21 protein-coding genes are annotated in these 21939 nt (G+C 40.3%); 10 read left to right on the top strand and 11 right to left on the bottom strand.

The features are described 5' to 3' along the window. Positions 1 to 75 precede the first annotated feature (75 nt). Positions 76 to 348, top strand: coding sequence for a DUF2798 domain-containing protein (locus tag GQR52_RS15025; RefSeq protein ID WP_240914483.1), 273 nt, complete (start codon positions 76 to 78; stop codon positions 346 to 348). Positions 349 to 641: 293 nt separating this feature from the next. Then, positions 642 to 830, top strand: a complete 189-nt coding sequence (locus tag GQR52_RS15020) for a DUF2798 domain-containing protein (protein WP_231609700.1) — start codon at positions 642 to 644, stop codon at positions 828 to 830. A 45-nt stretch (positions 831 to 875) separates the two neighbouring features. On the opposite strand, the gene uvrA is transcribed toward GQR52_RS15020, so the two are convergent. After that, positions 876 to 3440 (bottom strand): excinuclease ABC subunit UvrA, encoded by a 2565-nt coding sequence (gene uvrA / locus GQR52_RS15015; protein ID WP_165728957.1) that lies wholly within the window; start codon positions 3438 to 3440, stop codon positions 876 to 878. A gap of 202 nt (positions 3441 to 3642) precedes the next feature. On the opposite strand from uvrA, the gene GQR52_RS15010 reads away from it, so the two are divergent. Together GQR52_RS15010 and GQR52_RS15005 are read left to right on the top strand one after the other, a co-directional pair. After that, positions 3643 to 4059, top strand: coding sequence for a hypothetical protein (locus GQR52_RS15010; protein WP_165728956.1), 417 nt, complete (start codon positions 3643 to 3645; stop codon positions 4057 to 4059). A gap of 57 nt (positions 4060 to 4116) precedes the next feature. Continuing rightward, positions 4117 to 4662, top strand: a complete 546-nt coding sequence (locus GQR52_RS15005) for a hypothetical protein (protein ID WP_165728955.1) — start codon at positions 4117 to 4119, stop codon at positions 4660 to 4662. 380 nt (positions 4663 to 5042) lie between these two features. Here the strand turns inward: GQR52_RS15005 and GQR52_RS15000 are convergent, their stop codons facing one another. From GQR52_RS15000 to GQR52_RS14970, 7 genes are all read right to left on the bottom strand, one after another. Next, on the bottom strand, positions 5043 to 5450 hold the full coding sequence (locus GQR52_RS15000; RefSeq protein ID WP_165728954.1) for a hypothetical protein: 408 nt from the start codon (positions 5448 to 5450) through the stop codon (positions 5043 to 5045). Between the two features lie 394 nt (positions 5451 to 5844). After that, a complete protein-coding gene (locus GQR52_RS14995) occupies positions 5845 to 6744 on the bottom strand; it encodes a haloalkane dehalogenase (protein WP_165728953.1) in 900 nt (299 codons plus the stop codon). A 20-nt stretch (positions 6745 to 6764) separates the two neighbouring features. Next, positions 6765 to 7463 (bottom strand): DNA alkylation repair protein, encoded by a 699-nt coding sequence (locus GQR52_RS14990; protein WP_165728952.1) that lies wholly within the window; start codon positions 7461 to 7463, stop codon positions 6765 to 6767. A gap of 79 nt (positions 7464 to 7542) precedes the next feature. Next, positions 7543 to 8187: an SDR family oxidoreductase gene (locus tag GQR52_RS14985; protein ID WP_165728951.1), complete on the bottom strand. Its 645-nt coding sequence runs from the start codon at positions 8185 to 8187 to the stop codon at positions 7543 to 7545. An 80-nt stretch (positions 8188 to 8267) separates the two neighbouring features. Then, positions 8268 to 9008 carry an SDR family oxidoreductase gene (locus tag GQR52_RS14980; protein WP_165728950.1) on the bottom strand — a complete coding sequence of 247 codons (741 nt, stop codon included), beginning with the start codon at positions 9006 to 9008 and terminating at the stop codon, positions 8268 to 8270. Between the two features lie 10 nt (positions 9009 to 9018). Further along, positions 9019 to 9930, bottom strand: coding sequence for a haloalkane dehalogenase (locus GQR52_RS14975; RefSeq protein ID WP_110924242.1), 912 nt, complete (start codon positions 9928 to 9930; stop codon positions 9019 to 9021). Positions 9931 to 9997: 67 nt separating this feature from the next. Then, complete coding sequence (locus GQR52_RS14970) at positions 9998 to 10378, bottom strand: hypothetical protein (protein WP_165728949.1); 381 nt, start codon at positions 10376 to 10378, stop codon at positions 9998 to 10000. Positions 10379 to 10531: 153 nt separating this feature from the next. Between GQR52_RS14970 and GQR52_RS14965 the strand changes: the two genes are divergently transcribed. The 4 genes from GQR52_RS14965 (at position 10532) to GQR52_RS14950 (ending at position 13439) form a co-directional block, all read left to right on the top strand. Further along, the gene (locus GQR52_RS14965) at positions 10532 to 11140 is read left to right on the top strand and encodes a TetR/AcrR family transcriptional regulator (RefSeq protein WP_165728948.1); all 609 of its coding nucleotides are present in this window, start codon (positions 10532 to 10534) and stop codon (positions 11138 to 11140) included. Between the two features lie 80 nt (positions 11141 to 11220). Then, positions 11221 to 11652 carry a hypothetical protein gene (locus GQR52_RS14960; RefSeq protein WP_165728947.1) on the top strand — a complete coding sequence of 144 codons (432 nt, stop codon included), beginning with the start codon at positions 11221 to 11223 and terminating at the stop codon, positions 11650 to 11652. An 81-nt stretch (positions 11653 to 11733) separates the two neighbouring features. Next, on the top strand, positions 11734 to 12114 hold the full coding sequence (locus tag GQR52_RS14955; RefSeq protein ID WP_165728946.1) for an MmcQ/YjbR family DNA-binding protein: 381 nt from the start codon (positions 11734 to 11736) through the stop codon (positions 12112 to 12114). A 56-nt stretch (positions 12115 to 12170) separates the two neighbouring features. Further along, a complete protein-coding gene (locus tag GQR52_RS14950) occupies positions 12171 to 13439 on the top strand; it encodes a crosslink repair DNA glycosylase YcaQ family protein (protein ID WP_165728945.1) in 1269 nt (422 codons plus the stop codon). 469 nt (positions 13440 to 13908) lie between these two features. On the opposite strand, the gene GQR52_RS14945 is transcribed toward GQR52_RS14950, so the two are convergent. Both GQR52_RS14945 and GQR52_RS14940 read right to left on the bottom strand, forming a co-directional pair. Next, positions 13909 to 15492 (bottom strand): sulfotransferase, encoded by a 1584-nt coding sequence (locus GQR52_RS14945; RefSeq protein WP_165728944.1) that lies wholly within the window; start codon positions 15490 to 15492, stop codon positions 13909 to 13911. A gap of 103 nt (positions 15493 to 15595) precedes the next feature. Then, positions 15596 to 18013 (bottom strand): TonB-dependent receptor, encoded by a 2418-nt coding sequence (locus GQR52_RS14940; protein ID WP_165728943.1) that lies wholly within the window; start codon positions 18011 to 18013, stop codon positions 15596 to 15598. A 477-nt stretch (positions 18014 to 18490) separates the two neighbouring features. On the opposite strand from GQR52_RS14940, the gene GQR52_RS14935 reads away from it, so the two are divergent. Together GQR52_RS14935 and GQR52_RS14930 are read left to right on the top strand one after the other, a co-directional pair. Further along, a complete protein-coding gene (locus GQR52_RS14935) occupies positions 18491 to 19585 on the top strand; it encodes an NADH:flavin oxidoreductase/NADH oxidase (RefSeq protein ID WP_165728942.1) in 1095 nt (364 codons plus the stop codon). Positions 19586 to 19658: 73 nt separating this feature from the next. Beyond that, positions 19659 to 20855, top strand: coding sequence for an MFS transporter (locus GQR52_RS14930; protein ID WP_165728941.1), 1197 nt, complete (start codon positions 19659 to 19661; stop codon positions 20853 to 20855). 89 nt (positions 20856 to 20944) lie between these two features. Here the strand turns inward: GQR52_RS14930 and GQR52_RS14925 are convergent, their stop codons facing one another. Continuing rightward, positions 20945 to 21808, bottom strand: coding sequence for a DMT family transporter (locus GQR52_RS14925; RefSeq protein WP_165728940.1), 864 nt, complete (start codon positions 21806 to 21808; stop codon positions 20945 to 20947). Between the last annotated feature and the right edge of the window lie 131 nt (positions 21809 to 21939).

Here is a 21939-nt window from a genome sequence, read left to right as displayed (position 1 = left end):
AATAATGGTTGATATTGTCAATTAATTCGCTATAGTAGACTTTATCATCTAATTTAAAGCCTAAGGTATGCCTAAATGAGTACTCCTGTAACCGTAAATCCAGCACTAGTTGAGCCTAAAAAAACGCCTCTTATTTATAAAATACTGGTAATAATGAGTGTTATTACTTTAATTGGCGGGAGCTTAACAGGCGTGATGACCTATGTGAATGTGGGTGTTACAGAGCATTTTTATGCCGACTGGTTTACCTCGTTTATAAGTGCAGTATTGGTTATGGCGCCTGTTGGTTTTGTAATGATGACCTTAATACATACGCTAGTTGCTAAGTTATTACTTAGGGCGTATTGACCTTTGGTGGTTGAATTTGCAGCAGTGTGTTTGGTTTTTAGGCAAGGCAGAGCCTATGTAGTGTGGTTATTCCCCATAAATAGGCGATAACGCAGCATAAATACCAAACATGCGCTGCCCGAAGGGTTCTTTCTAGGGACTATTAACTCTTTGTTGCTCGGTTTTTACTTAGCCCACTAGGTTACAAACCTCGCGCCGTGATTTAATCGCCCCTAGATTGAAAAAATTTCAATCCACAAAGATAAACACGCCCTAGTAGCGAGCTAAAACGTAACTTAGTTATTAGTGTTTTTATGGCGTTGATAATGGAGTCGGTGATGGCGTTTGTTACCGCTACTAACAATATTGGCTATGCAGATATGCGTGTATTTGTAACTGGATGGACTGAAGGGCTATTAGCTGCATTACCAATAGGTTTAACTATAATGCTGATAATGTCGGTTACGGTAAAACCTAAAATAGAACGCTTTTTAAAAAGCTAATAATAAAAAAGAGCCATTGGCTCTTTTTTGTTATTTAGTGTTTAGCTAAATTGCGCCATTCAAAAAGGGTGCTGTTTGGCTTATTTTAGATTGAGCTACATCGGTAGGTTTACCTTGCGCTACTATCAACCCGCCTTCATCGCCTGCACCAGGGCCTATATCAATAACCCAATCACTATTGCTGGCTACTTGCATATCGTGCTCAACCATAATAACGGTGTTGCCGGCATCAACGAGCCCATTTAATTGTGCCATTAACATGGCTACATCTTTAGGATGTAGGCCTGTGGTTGGTTCATCTAAAATATAGAGGGTATCGCCGCGTTGTGTGCGCTGTAACTCAGTGGCAAGTTTAATGCGCTGCGCTTCACCGCCCGAGAGTTCTGTAGCAGGTTGGCCTAAACGTAGGTAGCCAAGTCCCACTTGTAGCAACGCATTTAGCGCACGTAAAATAGCGGGTTCATCGGCAAAAAATGTATGCGCCGACTCAACTGTTAAATTAAGCACATCGGCAATGGTTTTATCCTTGTAAGTAACTTCAAGTGTTTTTTCGTTATAGCGTTTACCGTTACACACAGGGCAAGGCGAATACACACTAGGTAAAAATAAAAGCTCAACGCTTACAAAGCCAACACCTTCGCAGTTTTCGCAGCGACCTTTTTTTACGTTAAACGAAAAACGACCTGCATCGTACTTACGTGCTTTAGCCTCTTTGGTATTGGCAAACAGTTTACGAACATGATCGAATAACCCCGTGTAAGTTGCCAGGTTAGAGCGAGGTGTACGCCCAATCGCTTTTTGATCAACCGTAATAAGGCGTTTTATATGCTCAATGCCTTGAGTGATTTTACCCTCGGTTGTTATATCGAGCTCTTGGTCGAGCAATTCGGCTTCATCTGTAGGTATTTGTGGCAGCGATTTTTGCCCAAGTGCATCGTATACCAGCTCAACTAAAGCTTGGCTTACTAAACTCGATTTACCAGAGCCAGACACGCCCGTAACGCTTGTAATAACGCCCAGCGGAAATTCTACATCGAGTTTTTGTAAATTATTACGCTCAATACCGCTAAGCTTTAACCATGCTTTTGCGCTGCGTTGTGGTTTGTTACTTTGGCTTAAAAGCTTTTCATCATTTTTAAAAAGGTATTGGCTAGTGTGCGAGCTGGTCACTTTTTGCAAGCCTTCAACAGGGCCGCTATAAACAATATTACCGCCGTGAGTACCTGCATTTGGGCCTACATCAACCACCCAATCGGCGTGGCGAATAACACTTACGTCGTGCTCAACCACAAATACTGAGTTACCCGCTGCTATTAGCTCATCTAACGCGGCTAATAATGCTTGTGTATCTGCCGGGTGTAAACCTGCCGAAGGTTCATCTAATACATAAACCACCCCAAACAGTTTTGAGCGAATTTGCGTAGCAAGCCTTAGGCGCTGTAATTCACCAGGCGATAATGATGGGGTAGTACGTTCAAGCGATAAATACCCTAAGCCAAGTTTGGTAAGTGCTTCAACTCGTTTAAGAATGTCGCTGGCTATACGCGTTGCTACTATGGCTTTTTCTGGGTTAGCAGCGTTGTTGTTAGGCTTTTTGTTAGCCGCAATACTAAGGGTTTGAGCCAGTTCACTTAATGTTAGCTGCGAGATTTCGCCAATATCAAGCCCAGCAAATTTAACCGATAGCGACTCTTTTTTCAGTTTTTTGCCATTACACCGTGGGCAGGGTGATATTTGCATATACTGCGACACGCGCTTTTTAGTACGTGGGCTTTGAGTGCTCGCAAACGATTGTAAAACAAAACGTTTAGCGCTCGAGAATGTACCCATGTAACTTGGGCTTTCTTCATTTTTAATAGCCGCTTGTGTTTGCTCAAGTGTGTACTCAGGAAATACCGGCACCGTAGGCGTATCGTCGGTAAATAAAATCCAATCGCGTGCTTTTTTAGGCAGAGTATTCCAAGGTTTATCAATATCGTAACCTAACGAGGTTAGTATGCGGCTTAGGTTTTTACCTTGCCATGCTGGTGGCCACGCGGCTATTGCGCGTTCTCTAATTGATTTAGTGGGGTCGGGCACTAGCAGTTCTTCGGTTACGTTAAATACACGGCCAATACCGTGGCATTCTGGGCACGCGCCTTGCGGGGTATTAGGCGAAAACGCATCGGCATAAAGTATACCTTGGCCTTTTGGGTATTCACCTGCGCGCGAGTACAACATACGTAGCGCGTTAGAAATAGTGGTTACACTGCCCACAGATGAGCGTACCGACGGCACACCCCGTTGTTGTTGCAGTGCAACAGCAGGTGGCAGCCCTTCAATTGAATCGACATCGGGCTCATCTACTTGATCTATTAATCTGCGTGCATAAGGCGAAACCGAATCAAGATATCGATGTTGCGATTCGGCAAATAATGTTCCAAAGGCTAGTGATGACTTACCCGAGCCCGATATACCGGTAAAAACAACAAGTGAATTACGGGGGAGATCTACATCCACATCTTTTAAGTTATGAACACGTGCGCCTCTTACTTGAATGCTGTGCTCAGGGTTTAATAAAGCCGATTGTGCATTATTAACCGCTTGGGGACTTTTAGGTGTGGTTGGCATGTAGTTTACTCCTGTTTAATAACCTTATGATTACGCGAGCTTTTCAAGGTATAAACCTTACAGTAGTCTCACTGAATGTGCGCTTATTCAAAATATACGTTAAATTATGATTATTGTGCGTTTACATAATAGGTAAAAACTGAGAGTATAAATTTTCAACGATTGTTTTTAAAAACACAATTTAATAAAGGGAAGTTGCACTGTGTTTAAAGCCTTAGTTTTGATTTTTATCGTGTTTTCATCGGCAGTCGCTGCCAACACCTCAAACACTCTTAATAATGTATTAAATGTTGATCGTGCTATACCCCGCAGTATTCATTTATCGTTTCCAAACGATAACAAAATAACGCCTAAAAAATCTGACTTCACAATTTTAAATTACGTTCTTATGAGCAATAACGAAGGCGAGCGCTGGGCAGTTATTACGCTAACTAATTTATCGTCAGGCAACCGCGAGCTCAATCAAGAACATTTATTAGCATTGTTTGCAGATGGCAGCAGATTAACGCCAATAGAATTTAAGCTCGGTTTTAAAGGTAGTGAAACACAATCAGTCACCGTCTCGTTTGCCGAGCATAAGTTTCCTATTTTAAGTGTGTATTCGAGTAACGAGCTGTAATTATTATTAGTGCGATCATGCTGCCTTAGGTTCTTGTTTTAAAGTTAAGGAATTACTATGAAATTTGAAGATGCGCAACAAAATATGAACCTCGCATATTTTGGTGGTGGAACGGGCGTATTAGTGTCTGGCTTGGTTTGGTGTATAGCTGGCTTTGTCGCACTACTGCATTCAAATCAAGTAAGTATGCTTACTTTGTTTTTTGGTGGCATGTTTATACATCCTTTAGCCATATTACTTTCAAAAGCGCTTAAACGCTCTGGCAATCACGACCCTAAAAACCCATTAGGTAAATTGGCCTTAGAAAGCACTATTATTTTATTTGTTGGTTTGTTTTTAGCGTTTTACGTAGCAAAACTTCAAGCTGAATGGTTTTATCCAATAATGCTGATGATAATTGGTGTTCGTTATTTAATTTTTAACACCTTATATGGCATGAAAATCTATTGGATTTTGGGTGCTTTGCTTATGTTTTTTGGCATGTTATGTATTATATTAAATGCCAATTTTGTAATTGGCGCATTTATTGGCGGGATAACCGAAATACTATTTGCGCTAGTGATATTTGCCCAATCGAAAGGGCTGGTTTTAAAAACTGAATAACAAGCGGTCATAATGGTAAAAGTAGTGTGCTGTTGGCGGTGTTTGTCAAACTAGTTGTCGCGATCACTTCGTTATGCACTCTCTACTTTAACGGTTTCACGTTCAGGGTTTAGGTGCACTTCTTCTGGTAAATCACATTGCAAAAACGCCAGTAGATAAACCTTTTCAAAAATTTGCTTGGGAAAAGTAGTCTTTATTATAGCTAATTAATATTAGCTATAATTTTTTGGTTTTTTAGGCGCTTTGGAGCGACTGTGGATTAGCTTCCTAAGGCGGAAATGGGCATAAAGCGACTTGAAAATTCATCTCTAAATGAGTAGCCAGACCTATGATTTAATTCAAATGATACTATTTTAAAATTACACAAGTATCGTTTTTCTCTAGCCAAGTTCTAGTATTAAATTACGGAGCTTATCAGCTAGATCAGGTGACTTAATTAAAGCACCATGACAAGGAAGTAAAATTTTAGGCGGTGAAATTTCAATAAGTTGCATTACCGCGCTGGCAAAGACTTTTCGATCTTTAATACCAAAATTAGGAAATACTTTAACCATTTTTACAATGTCACATATTGGGCCTTCAGTATGTTTTTGGCCCGAAAAGGCATCCACAACATGCCAAATATAGCCAATCTGCGCTGACTCTATAAGCCAAACCTCACCATTTTTCAAACCACTGGGTTCTTCTAGGGTAAGTCCTTCTGGTAGTGCATTGGCTAGCGATGATAATTCTTTGAACGTTAGCCCTGTCCTGTCAGTCAAGCGTGCATGAGCACTCTCAGGTGCCACTAAATGAGCTTTTGGGGTAGGCTTTTGAGTATTCTATCAAACCAGCATTATGGTAGGTATAGGGGCGAGTAGATATTGGACTTCGCCTAATTCGATTAGGCTATCTTTAGCCTCTTCACTGAGGCCTGAACACTGGACTATATAAAAAAACGCCACCTGTTCTCAGTTTAATAGCCGTGCATCTAAGGCTATTTTTGGTGGCGGTATATAATGTAGCAGAGCCATCAACTGCTTCAAACGTGGATAATTTAGCTGCCATCGGTACTTTCTTTGTCGTGGTCAAATTATAGTGTCAAATTATAGCGGTCAAATAAATCTGCTCATGGTTCCGTAGTCTACCCAATATAACGCTTAAGCATTTTTTCTATTTGACCACTAGCCCTATAATTAGTGTTTATTTAATAACTTTTTTATACCAATCGACAATACCTTCACCAATTTCGTGTGGATGCGACTCTTGTAGATAATGCTTTCCTTCACCTAAATCTACTGCAGTAATATTTTTCCACGTTTCAGCGATATGCTCACCTAATTCTCGATTAATAATTAGTCCTGGCTCTGCATAAAATAACAACTTAGGCACATCTGAATTTTTGTGGTATTCATTATATGAATTAACAATGTCAGTGGTAAATTTTGGGACGCCATCAAACGAAATTTGACCAGGCCACATAAGCAGTGGTTTACGGCTCTTTTCTTCCAAATAAGGCGCTCGGTAATGGTCCATTTCTTCTTGAGTTAATTCTCTGCCCGCCATCATGGGTAGCATAGCCTCAATAAAGAAGTTGTTTTTAACAATCATTTCATGCCCTTCTGCAGGGTCACGAAATTTTTTAAATAATGTTTCTGTCTCTTTAGTCGTATTTTTCCAATAAGAAACTTGAGACATAGCTTCAAAAAAAACAATCCCTTTTATATTTTCTCTATGCTGATTGGCATAGTTAAAACCTAAAGCAGAACCCCAATCTTGAATGACTATAATGATATTTTTTAAGGCTAACTTTTCAATAAACGCATCTAAATAGGTAATATGGTCTTCAAATGTATAGTCTATATCGGGCTTGTCAGACTTACCCATTCCAATAAGATCGGGAACAACTACACGACCTAACGGACTTACATGCGGAATGATGTTTCGCCATAAATAACTTGATGTAGGGTTTCCGTGTATGAGTAAAAAAGTATCTTTAGAACTTTTGTCTCCTTCATCGACATAATGCATTTTAGAATCTAATACAGCTTGAAATTTAGATTCAAAAGGAAACGCTGCTGATATTGGTTTGTTGTTTGACATATTTATTCCTTTTTAAATGTTTAAATTGAATTTTTGCGATTTAAAACTCTTGCTGCTTTTCTAATTTGCTTCAGTTTTTCCCGTTTTGTTTTATCCCATTTTTCTGTACCTGCACTATATCCATAAGCACATATTTTAGTTGCGTTTTCAAATAGAAATTCTTCCTGCTCTTTAGGGTATATATTTCCTATTTCTCTAAGTGTCCAACCCACTCCTTTTTCAACATAATAAGCGTGGTCAGAAATTAAAGGTGCTACCAAATCTATAAGTACTTGAAAAGGTAAATAGTGTTTTCTATGAGCGCTGTAATAAAGTAAACCCACTATGCTTTGTCTTCTATGCCATGGGTTTGTAGACGTATTCCATTTTTTATACGTTGGCAAAATTAATGCTGCATCATATTCTACTAATTGAGCATATATTTTTGAAATGCCATCGCTTGTTTCCCATCGATTAATTTTGTCTTGCCATAATTTAATCGTTGGCCAAGCGGCCAGCATTTCATCTTTGTTTTTAATATGCTCCTCCAAGAAATACAAACAAAACATTTCAGCTCTATACACTTTGGTGTTCGTCCAGATATAACTCCATATCGCTAGTTGTTCATAAAAAGACATGTGTTTAAAAGAAAAACCTCTTTCAAAAGCTTTTCTTTGTAAAGGAACGGTTTCACCTGCTTTAGAAGTGATTGTTTCTATTTCTTGAAGGTAGTTTTGCATATTATTTAAAACTCTAATATTAATAGCTTCTTTCGCTAATATATTATTTTATAGTGGTTAGCGAATCGTTGGTTATAAATTAATTGCTAGCGGTTAATGCCGAGCTAATTACTTCATTACCATGATAAAGTTCAAATATCTGGTTACTGACTTCGTCACGATTAATGTAATACTCTATTGATTTAGCGACATCTTCTCTGCTAATGAATAAATCATTCGTAGAAGTCGAACGCGTGGTTGTTATGAGCCCGTTGCCTTTATCATTAGTAAGGAGTCCCGGTCTAAGAATGGTGTAATTTAGGCCACTGGATAATAGGTACTGATCGGCAAAATACTTTGCCACCAAATAGGGTTTTATTTCTGATTCAAATTCGTCAGGGTCTTGTGCGCCTAAACCACTTACCATTACAAAATGTTGTATACCTTCCTTTAAAGAATAATCAACTGCTTTTTTTGCTGCCCATAAATCTATTAGAAGTGTTTTATCGTCGCCTGTATTACCGCCAGAACCTGCACTAAATACTACTTTATCGCAGTCCTTAAAAGCGTGTTCAAAATCAGTTTCAAGATCGCCAACAACAGCCTCTACACCCATATTTTCTAACTTCTCAGCTTTTTGTTTGCTACGAACCATTGCGACAACTGGGCGATCCTGATTGTGAAGCAACTCAACCACTATTTTACCAATCTGGCCATTAGCGCCAATAATGAGTGTTTTTTTCATTTTTTATACCTTTTAAAGCAACTGTTTCACGTTGACCTGCCAAACAAAATACAAAAAAGGCAGGATCAACTCACATTAGATTAGAAGTCTTGAATTGTTGGTCTGATAATAATTTCGTTAATATCGACATCATCTGGTTGTTCAATCGCATAGGCGACAGCTTTAGCAATAGATAACGCTGGAATAGCGACTTTATAAATATCTTGAACAAATTGAGAGGTGGCTTCATCCGAACTACCGAATTTTAATTCAGAATCAATTAAGCCAGGTGATAATAGCGTTGTACGTATATTGCCACCCACTTCCGCTCTCAATCCTTCTGTTATCGCTTTAACCGCAAATTTTGTACCGCTATAGACAGCCGAACCCGGTGAAACTTTATGTGCAGCAACGGAAGCGAGATTAATAAAGTGACCACTATTTTGTTTGGTAAACACGGGAAGTGCAGCGGCGATACCGTAAAGTACCCCTTTGATATTAATGTCGACCATGCGATCCCATTCATCAACCTTAACCTCAGCCATCGGAGCAATTGACATCAAGCCGGCATTATTGACCATGACATCTAAGCGTCCAAAAGTCTCAATCGCCTTGTCGACAAGCATTTTAACCTGATCGGATTTGGTGACATCCATCGTGACATATTCAGCTTCGCCACCCTCAGCACGAATATCATTTACGATAGCTGCTAGTTTTTCACTACGACGCGCACCCAATACGACTTTAGCACCTTTTTGAGCCAGAAAACGCGCAGTTGCTTCACCTAAACCACTGCTTGCACCCGTTATAACAATCACTTTATTTTCTATATTTGTATTCATTGGATATAGCCTATTTATTATTCATTTCTAAGTGAACAAGCGCTTTTTCTGCAATTTCAACACCGTATTCTTGAACAAAGTGTCCTGCTTCTGCAATTTTTAAGGGCTCAGGGCAGCCTTTAATAAAGCTTCTTAAGTACTCCATTGGGCCTTCGCCTAAAGCTGTATCTTTCATGCCTATCGCCATGAAACTTTGACCGTTCCAGTCTTTTGACCAAAACTCTCTTGCGCGTTTTCCGTGCTCAACACCATCCATCGTTGGCTCGACAGGCACCATGGCGGGAAAGCGTCTTACGCCTGCTTTATAGCTGTTGTCTGGAAATGGCGCATCGTAAGCTATAACATCCATCACAGATACGGCTGGCCCTGCGTCACAGGCAAATAAACCACCGACTGGTATTTCAGGGGCATTTGCGCAGAAATCTCGCCACTGATAAAACCCTTCAGGGGCGGTTTCACCCACCGATATTGCCGTGTTCATAACAATCAAATTTTTGAATCGATCTTGCATATCCATTGGGATTGTTAACCCTAGAATTCCGCCCCAGTCTTGACAGACCAACGTAATATTTTTCAGATCAAGGCGTTCAATTAATCGCATTAAACTATCACGGTGAAAATCAAAGGTATAAACCGATTCATCAACGGGTTTATCTGAACGACCAAAGCCAAACAAATCAGGCGCAACAACACGATGACCAGCGCCCGTAAATATAGGAAGCATTTTTCTATATAAGTAGCTCCATGAAGGCTCACCGTGTAAACATAAAAAAGTGTTTTCAGATGAGGAATCACCCTCGTCGATGTAGGCCATGCGTAAAGACTCAAAACCAGCTAAATCATCAATGTAGTTAGGTTGGTAAGGAAAGGCCGGTAATACAGAGAATCTTTCTTCTGGTGTTCTTAATGCTTTAATCGTCATAATATTTCTCCTGAAAAGTAGTTTATTTAAGTTAATGTTATCAATGCTAAAATTATTAATTTATAAGTTACTGAGTTTTGCCTAAAAATAGGGATTTAAAGGGCTGCTCGGATGCTCGCATACTGCCAATGATGTAAACAAAGGCGGTAATAAGATCCATGACAGAAATATAGACAAAGATCTTTGGTGCCAAGCCTAATGAAGCGGCATATGTAACAATGATAAAGCCGACCATTCTTACCAATCCGTTCCAAACAATAAGAGGGGCACGGGTTTTAATGTCTGAAGTAGCCCAAAGTAACGCAGCGCCCATAAGCATAAAAGATACGCCCAATACCACCGTGATAATTAACGTGTCTGCTTGAGGTGCCATCAGCGCTGAAATAATCATGCCTAGTGCGATTGGAAAGTTGAATAGAGCAGTAATTTGTACGAATTTTTTAAACATTTTTAGTTCACTTATTTTATACTTATGAAGCGATCGCTTCAGAATTGAGTTAATTGTGAAGCGATCACTTTGTAATGTCAATAGGGCGAATTGACATTTTGAAGTGACTGCTTCAAAATAGAGTTAATTAATATTATTTTTAAGGGCCACAGAGTGAAAGCAGGACGAAAAAGAGCGTTTGATAAAGAAGTCGTTTTAGATAAAGCGATGCGGTTATTTTGGGCCAATGGGTTCTCGGGTACTTCTGTTGCTAATCTTTCTTCTGAACTTGGCATTAATACGTCGAGTTTGTACGGAACGTTTGTCAATAAAGAGCAATTGTTCAAAGATGCTTTGGCACATTATCAAAAACAATATGTAGAAGTTAACTACAGACACCTAGTAGAGCCCTCAGATGCAACATTAAAAGCGCGGTTACAAGCTTGTTTCTATGGACTTATTGAGCTATTCACCAGCGATGAAACGCCCCGTGGATGTTTGCTTGTAAAGAGTGTTAATGAATCAGATAGTGTTGCGTTTCCAGAAGATGCGGTTGTTTATATGAAGAAATTAGGAACAGAAACTCAGCAAACATTGACAGGTTTATTCGCGTCTGGCATTGCGAAGACGGATATGCCCCAAGGCCAAACAGCTCAAAAACTGACTAACTATCTTTTATCAGTAAGTTATGGGCTGGCTGTTCAAGCAAAAGTAGGTCTGGTTGAAGATGAATTAAAGTCAGTCCTTGATCATGCTTTGAATTCTATTTTTGGTTACTCTTAGTTCAATAATTTAGATTGTTGCATGCATTACAGAATCTATCTTTTAATTAGCCATAAAAAATCAGAATAGACACGATATTTATGAATAACACATTAAAATTTAAGCAATTTATCGTCGTTATGTTACTAACGAGTATTTGGATCCACGTTGCCGAGGTAGCAAGAGCTATTTTAGTCGCGTTTCCTATGATGGAGGCCTTCTATGCCGGAAAGTTAGTCGTTGGACCAATGGCTGTCAGTAATGCATTGATATGGGGAATATGGGACACGATACTGGCGAGTACCTTGGTATTTATTTACTGGTTGTGCGCTCAAAGCTTTGGTCAGAATGTAAAATCGATCGTTATATCAGCCACTGTTACTTGCATGGCAACGCTGGGTGTTTTTTGGATAGGGTCTGTAAACTCAGGATTAGGAACGTGGGAAATGGCAGTTACTTTGGTCCCAATCGCATGGTTTGAAATGCTTATTGGCGTATTTTTAGCCAGTAGGTTATATGCGCGTTATCGCTAAAATATAAAGCGAGCTCATATATTTATAAGTCCATATAATGGGCTCTATAGCCAATAGACTATACAAACGAAGATCGACAATATGAACTATAAAGAATTTAATGATTTCTGTCGCGCATTAGAAGCAACCTCATATGTGGTCCAATGGCATAACTCTCATGTATGGAAAGTCGGCGGAAAGGTTTTTGCTATCGGCGGATTGGGAGGAGGGTTGGGAGAAGGTGATAAACCAGCCTTTATTTTTAAAACATCTGAACTGAATTTTCATTTTCTCAGTGAAATACCTGGCTATAAGCCTGCACCGTATTTTGCTTCTCGTGGAATGAAATGGATACAACACTACGAAAGCAACGATGATACTGATAACGACTTATCATATTACCTTAAAGAGTCTTATCGGCTTGTTTCATTAGGCCTGACAAAGAAAAAACAAAAAGAGCTCGGTTTAAACCAAACCCCTTAAAATAGGTTTAGGTTTACACGTTGCACGGATACTCGTTAATTATCTCTTAGGAAAATATGATTAAAATTAAACACCCTCAAGAGCTAGCGCGTTTACGCCGCCTTGCCCTGTCAGCACAAGGTTTGCTACAAACACAAGCTTTTGGCAGTGGTTTGGCTGGTGCGTGTAATGCAATTAACCATATTGGTTACGTACAGATTGATGCTATTTCGGTGGTAGAGCGTGCTCATCATCATATTCTTAACTCTAGAGTACCTAATTTCAAACCCGCTATGACCAATCAGTTATTACTCAATAAAGACATTTTTGAGTACTGGTCTCACGCTGCCGCTTTTTTACCGATTAAAGATTTTCGCTTCTCATTACCTTACAAACACGCGATTAAAAATGGTCAAATTCATTGGCATAAAGAGCGTGATAGCAAGCTGATGCAAGAATTATTAACTCGCATACGTATCGACGGTCCGTTGCGATCTCGAGATTTAGAGTCAAATGCTACAAAGCGTGCAGGTTGGTGGGATTGGAAACCTGCGAAAAAGGCACTTGAACAGTTGTATATGGAAGGTGACCTGATGGTTAGTAACCGAGAAGGTTTCCAAAAAACGTATGATCTAACTGAACGGGTATTACCTTCTGAGGTAAACTTAAAAATGCCCAGTATGGATGAGTTGGCCACGCACATTGTCGATCAACAGTTCCGCTGCTTGGGGGTTACCTCACTTAAAGGCTTGACTTATTTACGTCGAGATAACGAATTGCGCAACGCAGTGAAAAACTTGGTAGATGAACGATTAGTGCAAAACATTTTACAACAAGTGCAAATGAGTAGCGGTGAAATATTGTTAGTGGAAACCGAGGCGATTGAACGGCCCCTTCCCCGTCTGAATAACCGAATGTTGATCCTTTCGCCATTCGATAATAGTGTCATTCAACGTGATCGGCTCAAGTTGCTTTTTCAATATAACTATCAACTAGAATGTTATGTTCCTGCAGTGAAACGACAGTATGGTTACTTTTGCTTACCGCTACTTTATCGCGGTGAATTTGTTGGTCGTATGGATTGTAAAGTGCATAGAAAAACATCTCATTTAGAGATTAAATCACTACATTTTGAGCAACATAACTTTGAGCAACATAACTTTGAGCAGCATAACTTTGATCAAGCGTCAGTCATTACTGCCTTTGTAGACGCCATTATACCATTTTGTAGTTTTCAGAAATGTGACTCCGTTTCTTTAATTGAAGTCTACCCGAAACCGTTAAATGAAAAGTTACAAAGTGCATTAAAATCTATTATTAACGTTAATATAGGTCCCATAATATGAGTGCGCTGTTTGTCCTTGTTGTAAATCAACGTCTATCAAGGTTATAAGTGCAGTAACACTTTGTTCGTTTGACTCATTTACACTTTTAATCAAGCAGTGATAATGGGGTCGCGTCTTGCCTTTTGCCACTTTCAGTTTATGGCACTTTCTGGCCACTCGACAACATAAACGCGGTAAGTCGTGTTGTTGCTAGTCAATTCATCATTTTTGTCGGATGACGTGGCTTCGCCACTTATCCGACCTACGTCAAAAGGTAGGTTGGTTAAGCCGAAGGCGCCACCCAACAGAGTTTCAGATTTACGCCTTGAAGGTTCGCTATTGGCACTCTCTATTCACTCGACAACATAAAATATTGATAATAATTGGCCAGGTGTTTTACTGTGTCGGATGGCGCTTCGCTTATCCGACCTACACTTGCACAAGCGGGTTATTCTTGGTTCACACACCTAACTCCTAAGCTATAAAACCTTTACTCAAAACTGATATTTTGCTTTAAAAAGTAATCTTTAATTTCATCAGTATTCGGCTTAAACGCTTTCCAGCGGCCAATTGCTTTATTGTTAAGTGGTTGGCGTACTTGCACCTTGCTTGCGGTAGAAACCGGTGCGGTGTTTAAGTGAAAGTCTATACACTGTTCTTGCCATTCGAGGTTACAAAAGCTCACTAAGTCTTTTATTTGCTGCTCGGGCTGTGCGACTAACTCTTCGTATTTTACTAATTTTATATTGCTGTGCAGGGCGCTAAAGTGCTGCATTAGTTTGTAAAAACGGCTGTAAAATTTAGCGGTGTCGAGTAAATCGAGCGAGTACGCGTAGTAGGGGTTATTAATGGTGAATAACTGGCGATAGTTGCCAATACAGGTGTCCATTGGGTCGCGCAGCATACAAATTATTTTGGCGTTTGGCAGTGCTTTGGTTATTAAGTCGATATAAAAAAAGTTAAACGGGAGTTTATCTATAAAGTGCTTATGGCTGCCTGTTATTACGCGTGTTGCGTTTAAATAGGTTGACCCAAGTTGATTAAAATCAAGCTCGTAGGCTTTACTGAGCGTTTGAGTGTCGAGCACGTGAGGTGTTTGTGTTTGGCTTAGCTTTTTAACGCTTAGGCCAAAGTCTTGTAATTCACCGGCTGATTGCACGTCGCTGTGGCTCGATAAAATACGCTCAACTAATGTGGTGCCAGAGCGGGGCATACCTAATACAAAAATAGGTTCGGCCGTTGGGTTACCCTGTGTTAGCGCTTGTGTGTGCTGTTCACTTAAGCGTTTAATATGTTCAAATAACTCAGTTGAGCTTTTATGATCAAACGGCTGCACAGCACGCTTTGCTACTTTACCTTGCTCTAACGCGTTAAAAGCCTCTGAATATTCACCAGTATCTTGATACTCTTTTGCGAGTGCATGGCCTATATGCAATTTTGCATCGGGGTGTGTTACTTGCTCAAACACGTTTTTTAAGCGTTCAATATGGTTGTTTTGCTTACTTACTTTAGTTAAATCACTTAATGCAAAATGACTTTGATGATGCAGCGGGTTAAGCGCTATGGCATTTTCAAAAGCGTGTTGGGCTTTATCAAATAGCCCTAAAAACTTAGCGCTTACACCGTAGTTATAATAAAACGGGGATTGAGCTTTGTTAGCCGCTGTAGCCAGTTTAATAGCGCGCTCAAAGTAGTTAAGTGCGTGTTCGTGAATGCCTGCTTGAGTAAGTGCAACGCCAAGTGTGTCGGCATCAAGGGCTTTAGTTATTTGTTTTAATGGCACCGATAGTGCGGTGTTTTTTGCTTTTTGTAATTCGCCAGTAAGTGCGTAACATTTAGCAAGTTGCGCGGTGTATTCAATACTTTGGCCAAGGGTAAGAGCTTTTTCGATGAGCTTTATTGCTTTGTGTATTTGCCCAACAGTTAAATTAACCATAGCTAACAAAAAATACCCATCAGCAAAGTCTGGTTTGAGTGTAACTAACTCCACTAGGGCTTTGTGTGCTTGCTCTATTTTACCTTGGTTTAGGGAGTGTATTGCGCTTTGATGAAGTTGCTTTAAATTTGGCTGCATGGTTTTGGTAATTATTATTTTGTAAAAGAAAATAAAAAGGCTCAAATAAATTTGAGCCTTAAAACAGTATTTAAAAAGTGAGACTGTTTAAAAGTCGCTTAAATTATATTTCAAATTTGTAGTTAAATTTAACACCTACCGTAAGCGGGCGATTAATGTAATGGCCGTAGTTACGTTGTATGTCGGCGCCATTAGCTGATGTTATATCGGCATCTGAACGACGAACGGATGTAACCGCGTATTTGTTGAATAGGTTATCAACATATAGCGTAGTTGACCATGCATCAGCCGTTAATTTAGCTGAAATATTACTTAAGCTGTAACCAGGTAGTGTTTCGCCGTTATCACGAAGTCCTACTCTTGAAAGCACGTCGCTTTGCGCGGTTAAACCGTAGTTAATATCAAGCGTTTTGTCGTTAAACACATCTGTTTGATAGTTTACACCCATCGAAAATTGGTTTTCAGGTGAACCAGGTAAACGGTCGCCGTCTTCTGCGCCACCGGTACCATCGGCATTAAACAAAAATGGTGCGTCTGATGTTAGTTCTGCTTTTGTGTAAGCGTACGTAGCGTAAACTGAAAACGAGTCAGATAAAATTGCACGAGTCGAAATTTCAATCCCTTTTGCATTAGCGCTGCCTGCGTTTGAAATATATGTTAATTGGCCTATATCTGTAGCGCCCGAAATTTGTGCATCATCCCAATCTACGTTAAATAACGCGGCGTTAAAGTGTAGTTGGCTTCTAAACCACGTACTTTTAAAGCCTAGCTCGTAGTTTGTTGTGGTGTCGGCTTCATATAATAATTCGTCAGGTTTACCACAGCCTGTTTGTTGATCCTCAGGAATAGGGTCTGGGCAAGACACTAAACCGTTTGAACCACCAATTCTAAAGCCTTCACTTACGGTTACATAACCCATTACAGAGTCAGTAAACTGGTATTTAGCATTAAATTTAAATAAGTTACCGTTATCGTCAGCTTCGTCTTTTTCGTATGCAACGGTGATGTCGTCAGGACCTGCGCCACTATACAATGTATTGGCTAATGGGAAGTCAAAAGCCGCTTGCGACTCTATATCGTATTTGTAAAAACGGGCACCAATGGTCACATCTAATTTGTCGGTAACTTGGTAGCCAACTTCACCAAATAGTGCAGACTCAGTGACGGTACTTTTTGTAAGCTCTAAGTATTCTAATGAGTCAGGTCTTAGCTGCTCGCCACCAAAGTTATCGATAGCGAATTGGTCAAACCCAGGGGTAAACTCTCGGCTTGATGCTTCGGTTTCTGTTTTGTTGTAAAAGCCACCCACAATCCAGTTAAAGTCGCTGTCGCCTTGCGACACTAAGCGAATTTCTTGAGTAAAGGTATCTTCTTCGTCAATTTCACGGGTAAACGTTGAAAACGAAGGAAACTCTTCATAACCGTAATCAAGACGAATAAGTAAGTCTGTTTGATCGCGTTGACCGTCGGCATCAAAGCTCGAAATACCGGTTGCCGATACTAGCTCTGCAAAACCTAGGTCGGCTTTTAGTTCGAGGCTTAGTAATTGATCTTCTTTTTCGCGCGGCTCTTCAAAGCGATAAGCCGATTCGTATTTACCTATTACATCGCTTAAGCCGTTGTTTGCATTAAGGCTGTTGTAATGAACAATCGAGCGGCCTTCGCTGTCTTGGTTTTGGTAAAAGTAGTTAAGCGTACCTTCAAACGATTCATTTGGTTTAAAGCGTACAGAAATACGACCTGTAGTGGTGGTTTCGCCGTTGGCGTCTTTTACATTTTTAAGGTTGTTATTAACTGCTGAGCTGTCGCTCCAATCTGGATCTGGCAGTGATACGCCTGGCTCGCGTACTACGTAGCCGTAATCGATAAAACCCGGATCTTCATATACGTTTAAGCTGGCGCGAACTGCAAGCTTGTCTTCAATTAGTGGAAGGTTAAATATAAAGCCGCCTTCGCCACCTAAAGAGTCACTTTCTTTTGTTTGAAATAGGTCGCCGTAAACTTCAAGCGATGTAAAATCAAGCTCCGGCTGTTTTAGCATGTAGCGAATTGCACCGCCTAATGTGCCTGCACCATAAAGGGTGCCTTGTGGCCCAATGAGTACTTCAACGCGCTCAATATCTACTAGGCGCATATCTACCGAAACTGGAATTTCGTTAATGTAAGTAGATACTGTGCCGCCATCTGATGATGGACCAGATGAATTAGTATTTAAACCACGAACAATAATAGGCGATCCAGAGCGACCACCTTGATCGGTAATTGTTAAACCAGGTACCCAGCGTGCTACATCCGCAAGCTCATTGATATTTTGATCTTTCATAATATCTGCATCAAGGGCTGTAATATTTAGCGGTGCATTTTGCACAGAGCCGCTGCGCCTTGTTGCTGTAACTTCGATTACTTCGAGTGATTTGTTTTTAGCTGCAACTTCTTCTTGAGCAAGTGCGGCATTAGGCAATAAAAATACGCTAGAAACAGCGCTCGAAATAGCCAAGGTTAACAAGCTTGGTTTAAACATAAAAAGTGATCCCCAGTTCAAATGTTTTACATTAGTAAATTAAGTTAAGCAGTTTATCAGGGAGTGAAGTAGCTTGGAATATCTAAATTGAATTTTAATTCACTTTTATAGAATAAATATGGTTGGTATGTAGGGTTTTTATTTAGTTAATAGGTAATACAAGCAATAGCTTAGTGCTATTAGGTACAGTTAGGTTAAAAATCACACTCTTGTTTAAAGGTAAATAGTCATTCATTTTTTAAAGATGGCTTTATGACGCGCTCGTTAAACAAATTATTACATTAAAAAATATATCTCATAATGTCATTACTTATACTTTTATTAGCACTATTAAAGTGTGTTTTTATCCCCATTATGAGTGGTAGTCGTAATTATAAGTGGCTGTGTAAGCTTTTGAGTGAGCGTGTTTGATTGCCGCTTCGTATACACTTTTTTGTTTTGTCCGCACTTTTTTGTGCGTGTTTTTAAGGATTAACAATGAGCCAACTATTTTCGCCTTTATCACTTGGGCAAGTAACGTTAGATAACCGTATTATTATTGCACCAATGTGCCAGTACTCAGCAAACAATGGCGCTGCTAGCGATTGGCACACTATTCATTTGGGCCAATTGAGTTTAAGTGGTGCAGGATTGCTAATTTTAGAAGCAACAGCAGTAAACCCAGAAGGGCGTATTAGCTACGGCGATTTAGGGCTTTGGAATAACGAAACCCAGCAAGCCCTGGGCAAAAGCCTAAAAGCAGTAAGGCAATACAGCCCTATGCCTATTGGTATTCAGTTAGCGCATGCTGGGCGTAAAGCTTCTACAGGTAAGCCGTGGGAAGATATTGGCGCTATTGCACCAGATGACGTTAATGGCTGGCAAACGCTCGCTCCTTCGGCAATTGCGTACGACGATAAAAGCCCAGTGCCAAAAGCAATGAGCCAAGACGACATAGACTCATTAATTAAAGACTTTGTAAGTGCGGCTAAACGCGCTGATGAACTCGGCCTTGATTTAATAGAGCTACATGGTGCGCACGGTTACTTGTTACACCAATTTTTGTCGCCACTTTCAAACAAGCGCGATGATAACTACGGCGGCAGCCTAGAAAACAGAATGCGTTTATTGCTTGAGGTGTTTAAAGCGGTAAGAGCGGTATTTCCTAGTGAAAAAGCGGTAGGTGTACGTATTTCGGCAACTGATTGGGTTGAAGGCGGCTGGGATTTAGATCAATCGATAGTGCTTAGTAAAGCGCTTGATGAACTCGGCTGTGACTTTATTCATGTAAGTACGGCGGGTTTAAGCCCAGAGCAACAAATACCAGTAAAACCTAATTTTCAGGTACCGTTTGCAACAGCGATAAAAAACGTTGTTAAAATGCCTGTAATAGCCGTGGGTTTAATCACTGAGGCGCAACAAGCTGAAGATATTATTAGTGAGCAGCAAGCCGATGGCGTAGCACTTGCGCGTGGTATTTTATATAACCCGCATTGGCCGTGGCATGCAGCTGCAGAGCTTGGTGCTACAGTGACTGCACCTAAACAGTATTTACGCTCAAGCCCACATGGGCAACCATCGCCAATAAAGTAAATTATAGCTATTAAGCAAAACCCAACCCGCGTTTGCTGGTTGGGTTTTATTGTTTTTGTAAAGTAGGACACACATGACTCAAACAGGCGTTTCACCACAACCACTTAGCAATACACTCGTCACTATTATTGCTTTGTGTTGCGGCCTTATTGTTGCCAATATTTACTACGCTCAACCTATCATTGAGTTGCTAGCACCAGAGGTGGGATTAAGCTCGCATAGTGCTAGCCTTATCGTATCGCTTACACAGATAGGTTATGCTTTAGGTTTGTTTTTTTTAGTGCCATTAGCTGACTTAATAGAAAACAAACGCTTAATGCTTATAACGCTCGCTGTGTCGTTTTTGAGTTTAATAGGCACAGCACTGGCTGACTCACCTAATGTAATGCTTATTTTATGTTTGATGATAGGTATAAGTTCGGTGTCTGTTCAGGTGCTTATTCCACTTGCTGCGCACCTATCGTCTGATGAAAAACGCGGGCAGGTGCTTGGTAATATTATGGCAGGCCTGTTGTTAGGTATTTTGCTTGCAAGGCCTATATCGAGCTTAATAGCCGATAACTTTGGTTGGCGCGCTGTATTTTACTTTGCAGCAGGGTGTATGGTGTTTATTGCAGGCGTAATTTATTTTGCTATTCCAAGCAGGCAACCTACCCATAAAACAACGTATTTTAAGTTATTAAAATCGCTTAAACAGTTAATGATAAGCCAACCAGTGCTGCGCCAACGCTCTCTTTTTCAAGCGTTAATGTTTGCATCATTTAGCTTGTTTTGGACGAGTGTGCCGATAGTGCTTGCTCGTGAGTATGGTTTATCGCAATCAGAAATAGCACTGTTTGCACTTGTCGGTGCGGCAGGTGCTATAGCAGCCCCTATTGTTGGGCGTTTGGCCGACAAAGGCTATACACATCAGGTATCTTTACTTGCAAAAGTTATAGCGGTTGGTTGCTTTTTGCCCAGTTTGTTTGATTTACCTTACGGGATAGTAATTTTAGCGTTAACGGGTGTGTTTATTGATTTTGCTGTGCAAGCCAATATGGTACTTGGGCAACGCGCAGTTTACGCACTAGAGCCGCAAAGCCGAGCACGTTTAAACGCTATTTACATGACCAGTATATTTGTAGGTGGTGCTGTGGGGTCGCTTATTGCCAGCCCGTTATATGAAGCGGGTGGTTGGACAGGTATTGCACTGGTTGCTACGGGCATGCCACTTATTTCGTTGATTGGGTATTTGGTTACAACTAAAAAGCAAAGTAGGGCTGTGGGTTAAAAAATTACCGGAACAACACAATAAAGTCACCATGTTGCGTGGTGACTTTATTTAGGTTATTTAGGTTATTTAGATTATTTGGTAGTTAATTAAGTAGTCTGTTTTTTTGCGTTTGAAAACGAGCTACCAACAGATGCAATAATTACAAGTAAAATAGCGAGCCACTGCCATAAAGTAAGTAACTCACTTAAAATAATAAACCCAGCGAGCGAAGCAATTGCGGGCTCTAAGCTCATCATTACGCTAAACCCTTGCGATGGCATGTTACGCAGCGCAACCATTTCAAGAGTATAAGGTAATGCACTTGATAAAATAGCAATACCAATACCCAGAGGAATAATTTCCCATGAAAATGCGGCACTTTGCATAATACCGCCGTAAGGTACAAGTACAATTGCTGCAACAGTCATACCCAATGCAACAGTGGCTCCACCAGAGCTTTGTGTGCCCGTTTTTTTACCAAATAATATATAACCTGCCCAACATGCACCCGCACCAAGCGCAAGCACTACACCTAACGGATCAAGACTGTCTTGGCCGCTCATATCAGGAAGTAAAAGTAATATACCTGCAATAGCACACGCAACCCAAAATAAGTCACGTTTACGGCGCGACGAAAACAAGGCAACAGCAAGCGGGCCTGTAAATTCAAGCGCTACACCAATGCCTAGCGGAATAAGTTCAATAGCGTAATAAAACAAAATGTTCATGCCGCCTAAACTCAAACCATAGACAATTATAGGAATACGATTGCCTCGTGTAGGTAAGTGTTTCCACGGTTTAAACACTAAACAAAGTATAAGGGCAGAAAAACCAAGCCTAAGTGCAGTTGTGCCTTCAGGGCCAACAATAGGAAAAAGCTGTTTTGCAAACGACGCACCCGTTTGAATGGTCATCATGGCAAGCAGTACACACACGATAGCCAGTAAATAACTTTTTGAAGATGCTTGCATTTTTATCCTTGAGTTTAGTAACTCTATCAATTGTATAAATAACCAGAGTTCATATATGGTCTCCTCCAGTATTGCAAGGTGTCATTCAACGATAGCAGGGACAGGTTTGCTGTCATATATACGGTCTTTTA

It is taken from the genome of Pseudoalteromonas sp. 31A1, assembly GCF_011378815.1.
GTDB classification, from domain to species: domain Bacteria; phylum Pseudomonadota; class Gammaproteobacteria; order Enterobacterales; family Alteromonadaceae; genus Pseudoalteromonas; species Pseudoalteromonas arctica.
This window is presented reverse-complemented; position numbering and strand designations above follow the sequence as displayed.

What these genes read in the sequence shown, in the direction of transcription:
- GQR52_RS15025 (WP_240914483.1), top strand. Translation starts at nt 76, where the DNA reads ATGAGTACTCCTGTAACCGTAAATCCAGCACTAGTTGAGCCTAAAAAA.
- GQR52_RS15020 (WP_231609700.1), top strand. Translation starts at nt 642, where the DNA reads ATGGCGTTGATAATGGAGTCGGTGATGGCGTTTGTTACCGCTACTAAC.
- uvrA (WP_165728957.1), bottom strand. Translation starts at nt 3,440, where the DNA reads ATGCCAACCACACCTAAAAGTCCCCAAGCGGTTAATAATGCACAATCG.
- GQR52_RS15005 (WP_165728955.1), top strand. Translation starts at nt 4,117, where the DNA reads ATGAAATTTGAAGATGCGCAACAAAATATGAACCTCGCATATTTTGGT.
- GQR52_RS14995 (WP_165728953.1), bottom strand. Translation starts at nt 6,744, where the DNA reads ATGTCAAACAACAAACCAATATCAGCAGCGTTTCCTTTTGAATCTAAA.
- GQR52_RS14990 (WP_165728952.1), bottom strand. Translation starts at nt 7,463, where the DNA reads ATGCAAAACTACCTTCAAGAAATAGAAACAATCACTTCTAAAGCAGGT.
- GQR52_RS14985 (WP_165728951.1), bottom strand. Translation starts at nt 8,187, where the DNA reads ATGAAAAAAACACTCATTATTGGCGCTAATGGCCAGATTGGTAAAATA.
- GQR52_RS14980 (WP_165728950.1), bottom strand. Translation starts at nt 9,008, where the DNA reads ATGAATACAAATATAGAAAATAAAGTGATTGTTATAACGGGTGCAAGC.
- GQR52_RS14975 (WP_110924242.1), bottom strand. Translation starts at nt 9,930, where the DNA reads ATGACGATTAAAGCATTAAGAACACCAGAAGAAAGATTCTCTGTATTA.
- GQR52_RS14970 (WP_165728949.1), bottom strand. Translation starts at nt 10,378, where the DNA reads ATGTTTAAAAAATTCGTACAAATTACTGCTCTATTCAACTTTCCAATC.
- GQR52_RS14960 (WP_165728947.1), top strand. Translation starts at nt 11,221, where the DNA reads ATGAATAACACATTAAAATTTAAGCAATTTATCGTCGTTATGTTACTA.
- GQR52_RS14955 (WP_165728946.1), top strand. Translation starts at nt 11,734, where the DNA reads ATGAACTATAAAGAATTTAATGATTTCTGTCGCGCATTAGAAGCAACC.
- GQR52_RS14950 (WP_165728945.1), top strand. Translation starts at nt 12,171, where the DNA reads ATGATTAAAATTAAACACCCTCAAGAGCTAGCGCGTTTACGCCGCCTT.
- GQR52_RS14945 (WP_165728944.1), bottom strand. Translation starts at nt 15,492, where the DNA reads ATGCAGCCAAATTTAAAGCAACTTCATCAAAGCGCAATACACTCCCTA.
- GQR52_RS14940 (WP_165728943.1), bottom strand. Translation starts at nt 18,013, where the DNA reads ATGTTTAAACCAAGCTTGTTAACCTTGGCTATTTCGAGCGCTGTTTCT.
- GQR52_RS14935 (WP_165728942.1), top strand. Translation starts at nt 18,491, where the DNA reads ATGAGCCAACTATTTTCGCCTTTATCACTTGGGCAAGTAACGTTAGAT.
- GQR52_RS14930 (WP_165728941.1), top strand. Translation starts at nt 19,659, where the DNA reads ATGACTCAAACAGGCGTTTCACCACAACCACTTAGCAATACACTCGTC.
- GQR52_RS14925 (WP_165728940.1), bottom strand. Translation starts at nt 21,808, where the DNA reads ATGCAAGCATCTTCAAAAAGTTATTTACTGGCTATCGTGTGTGTACTG.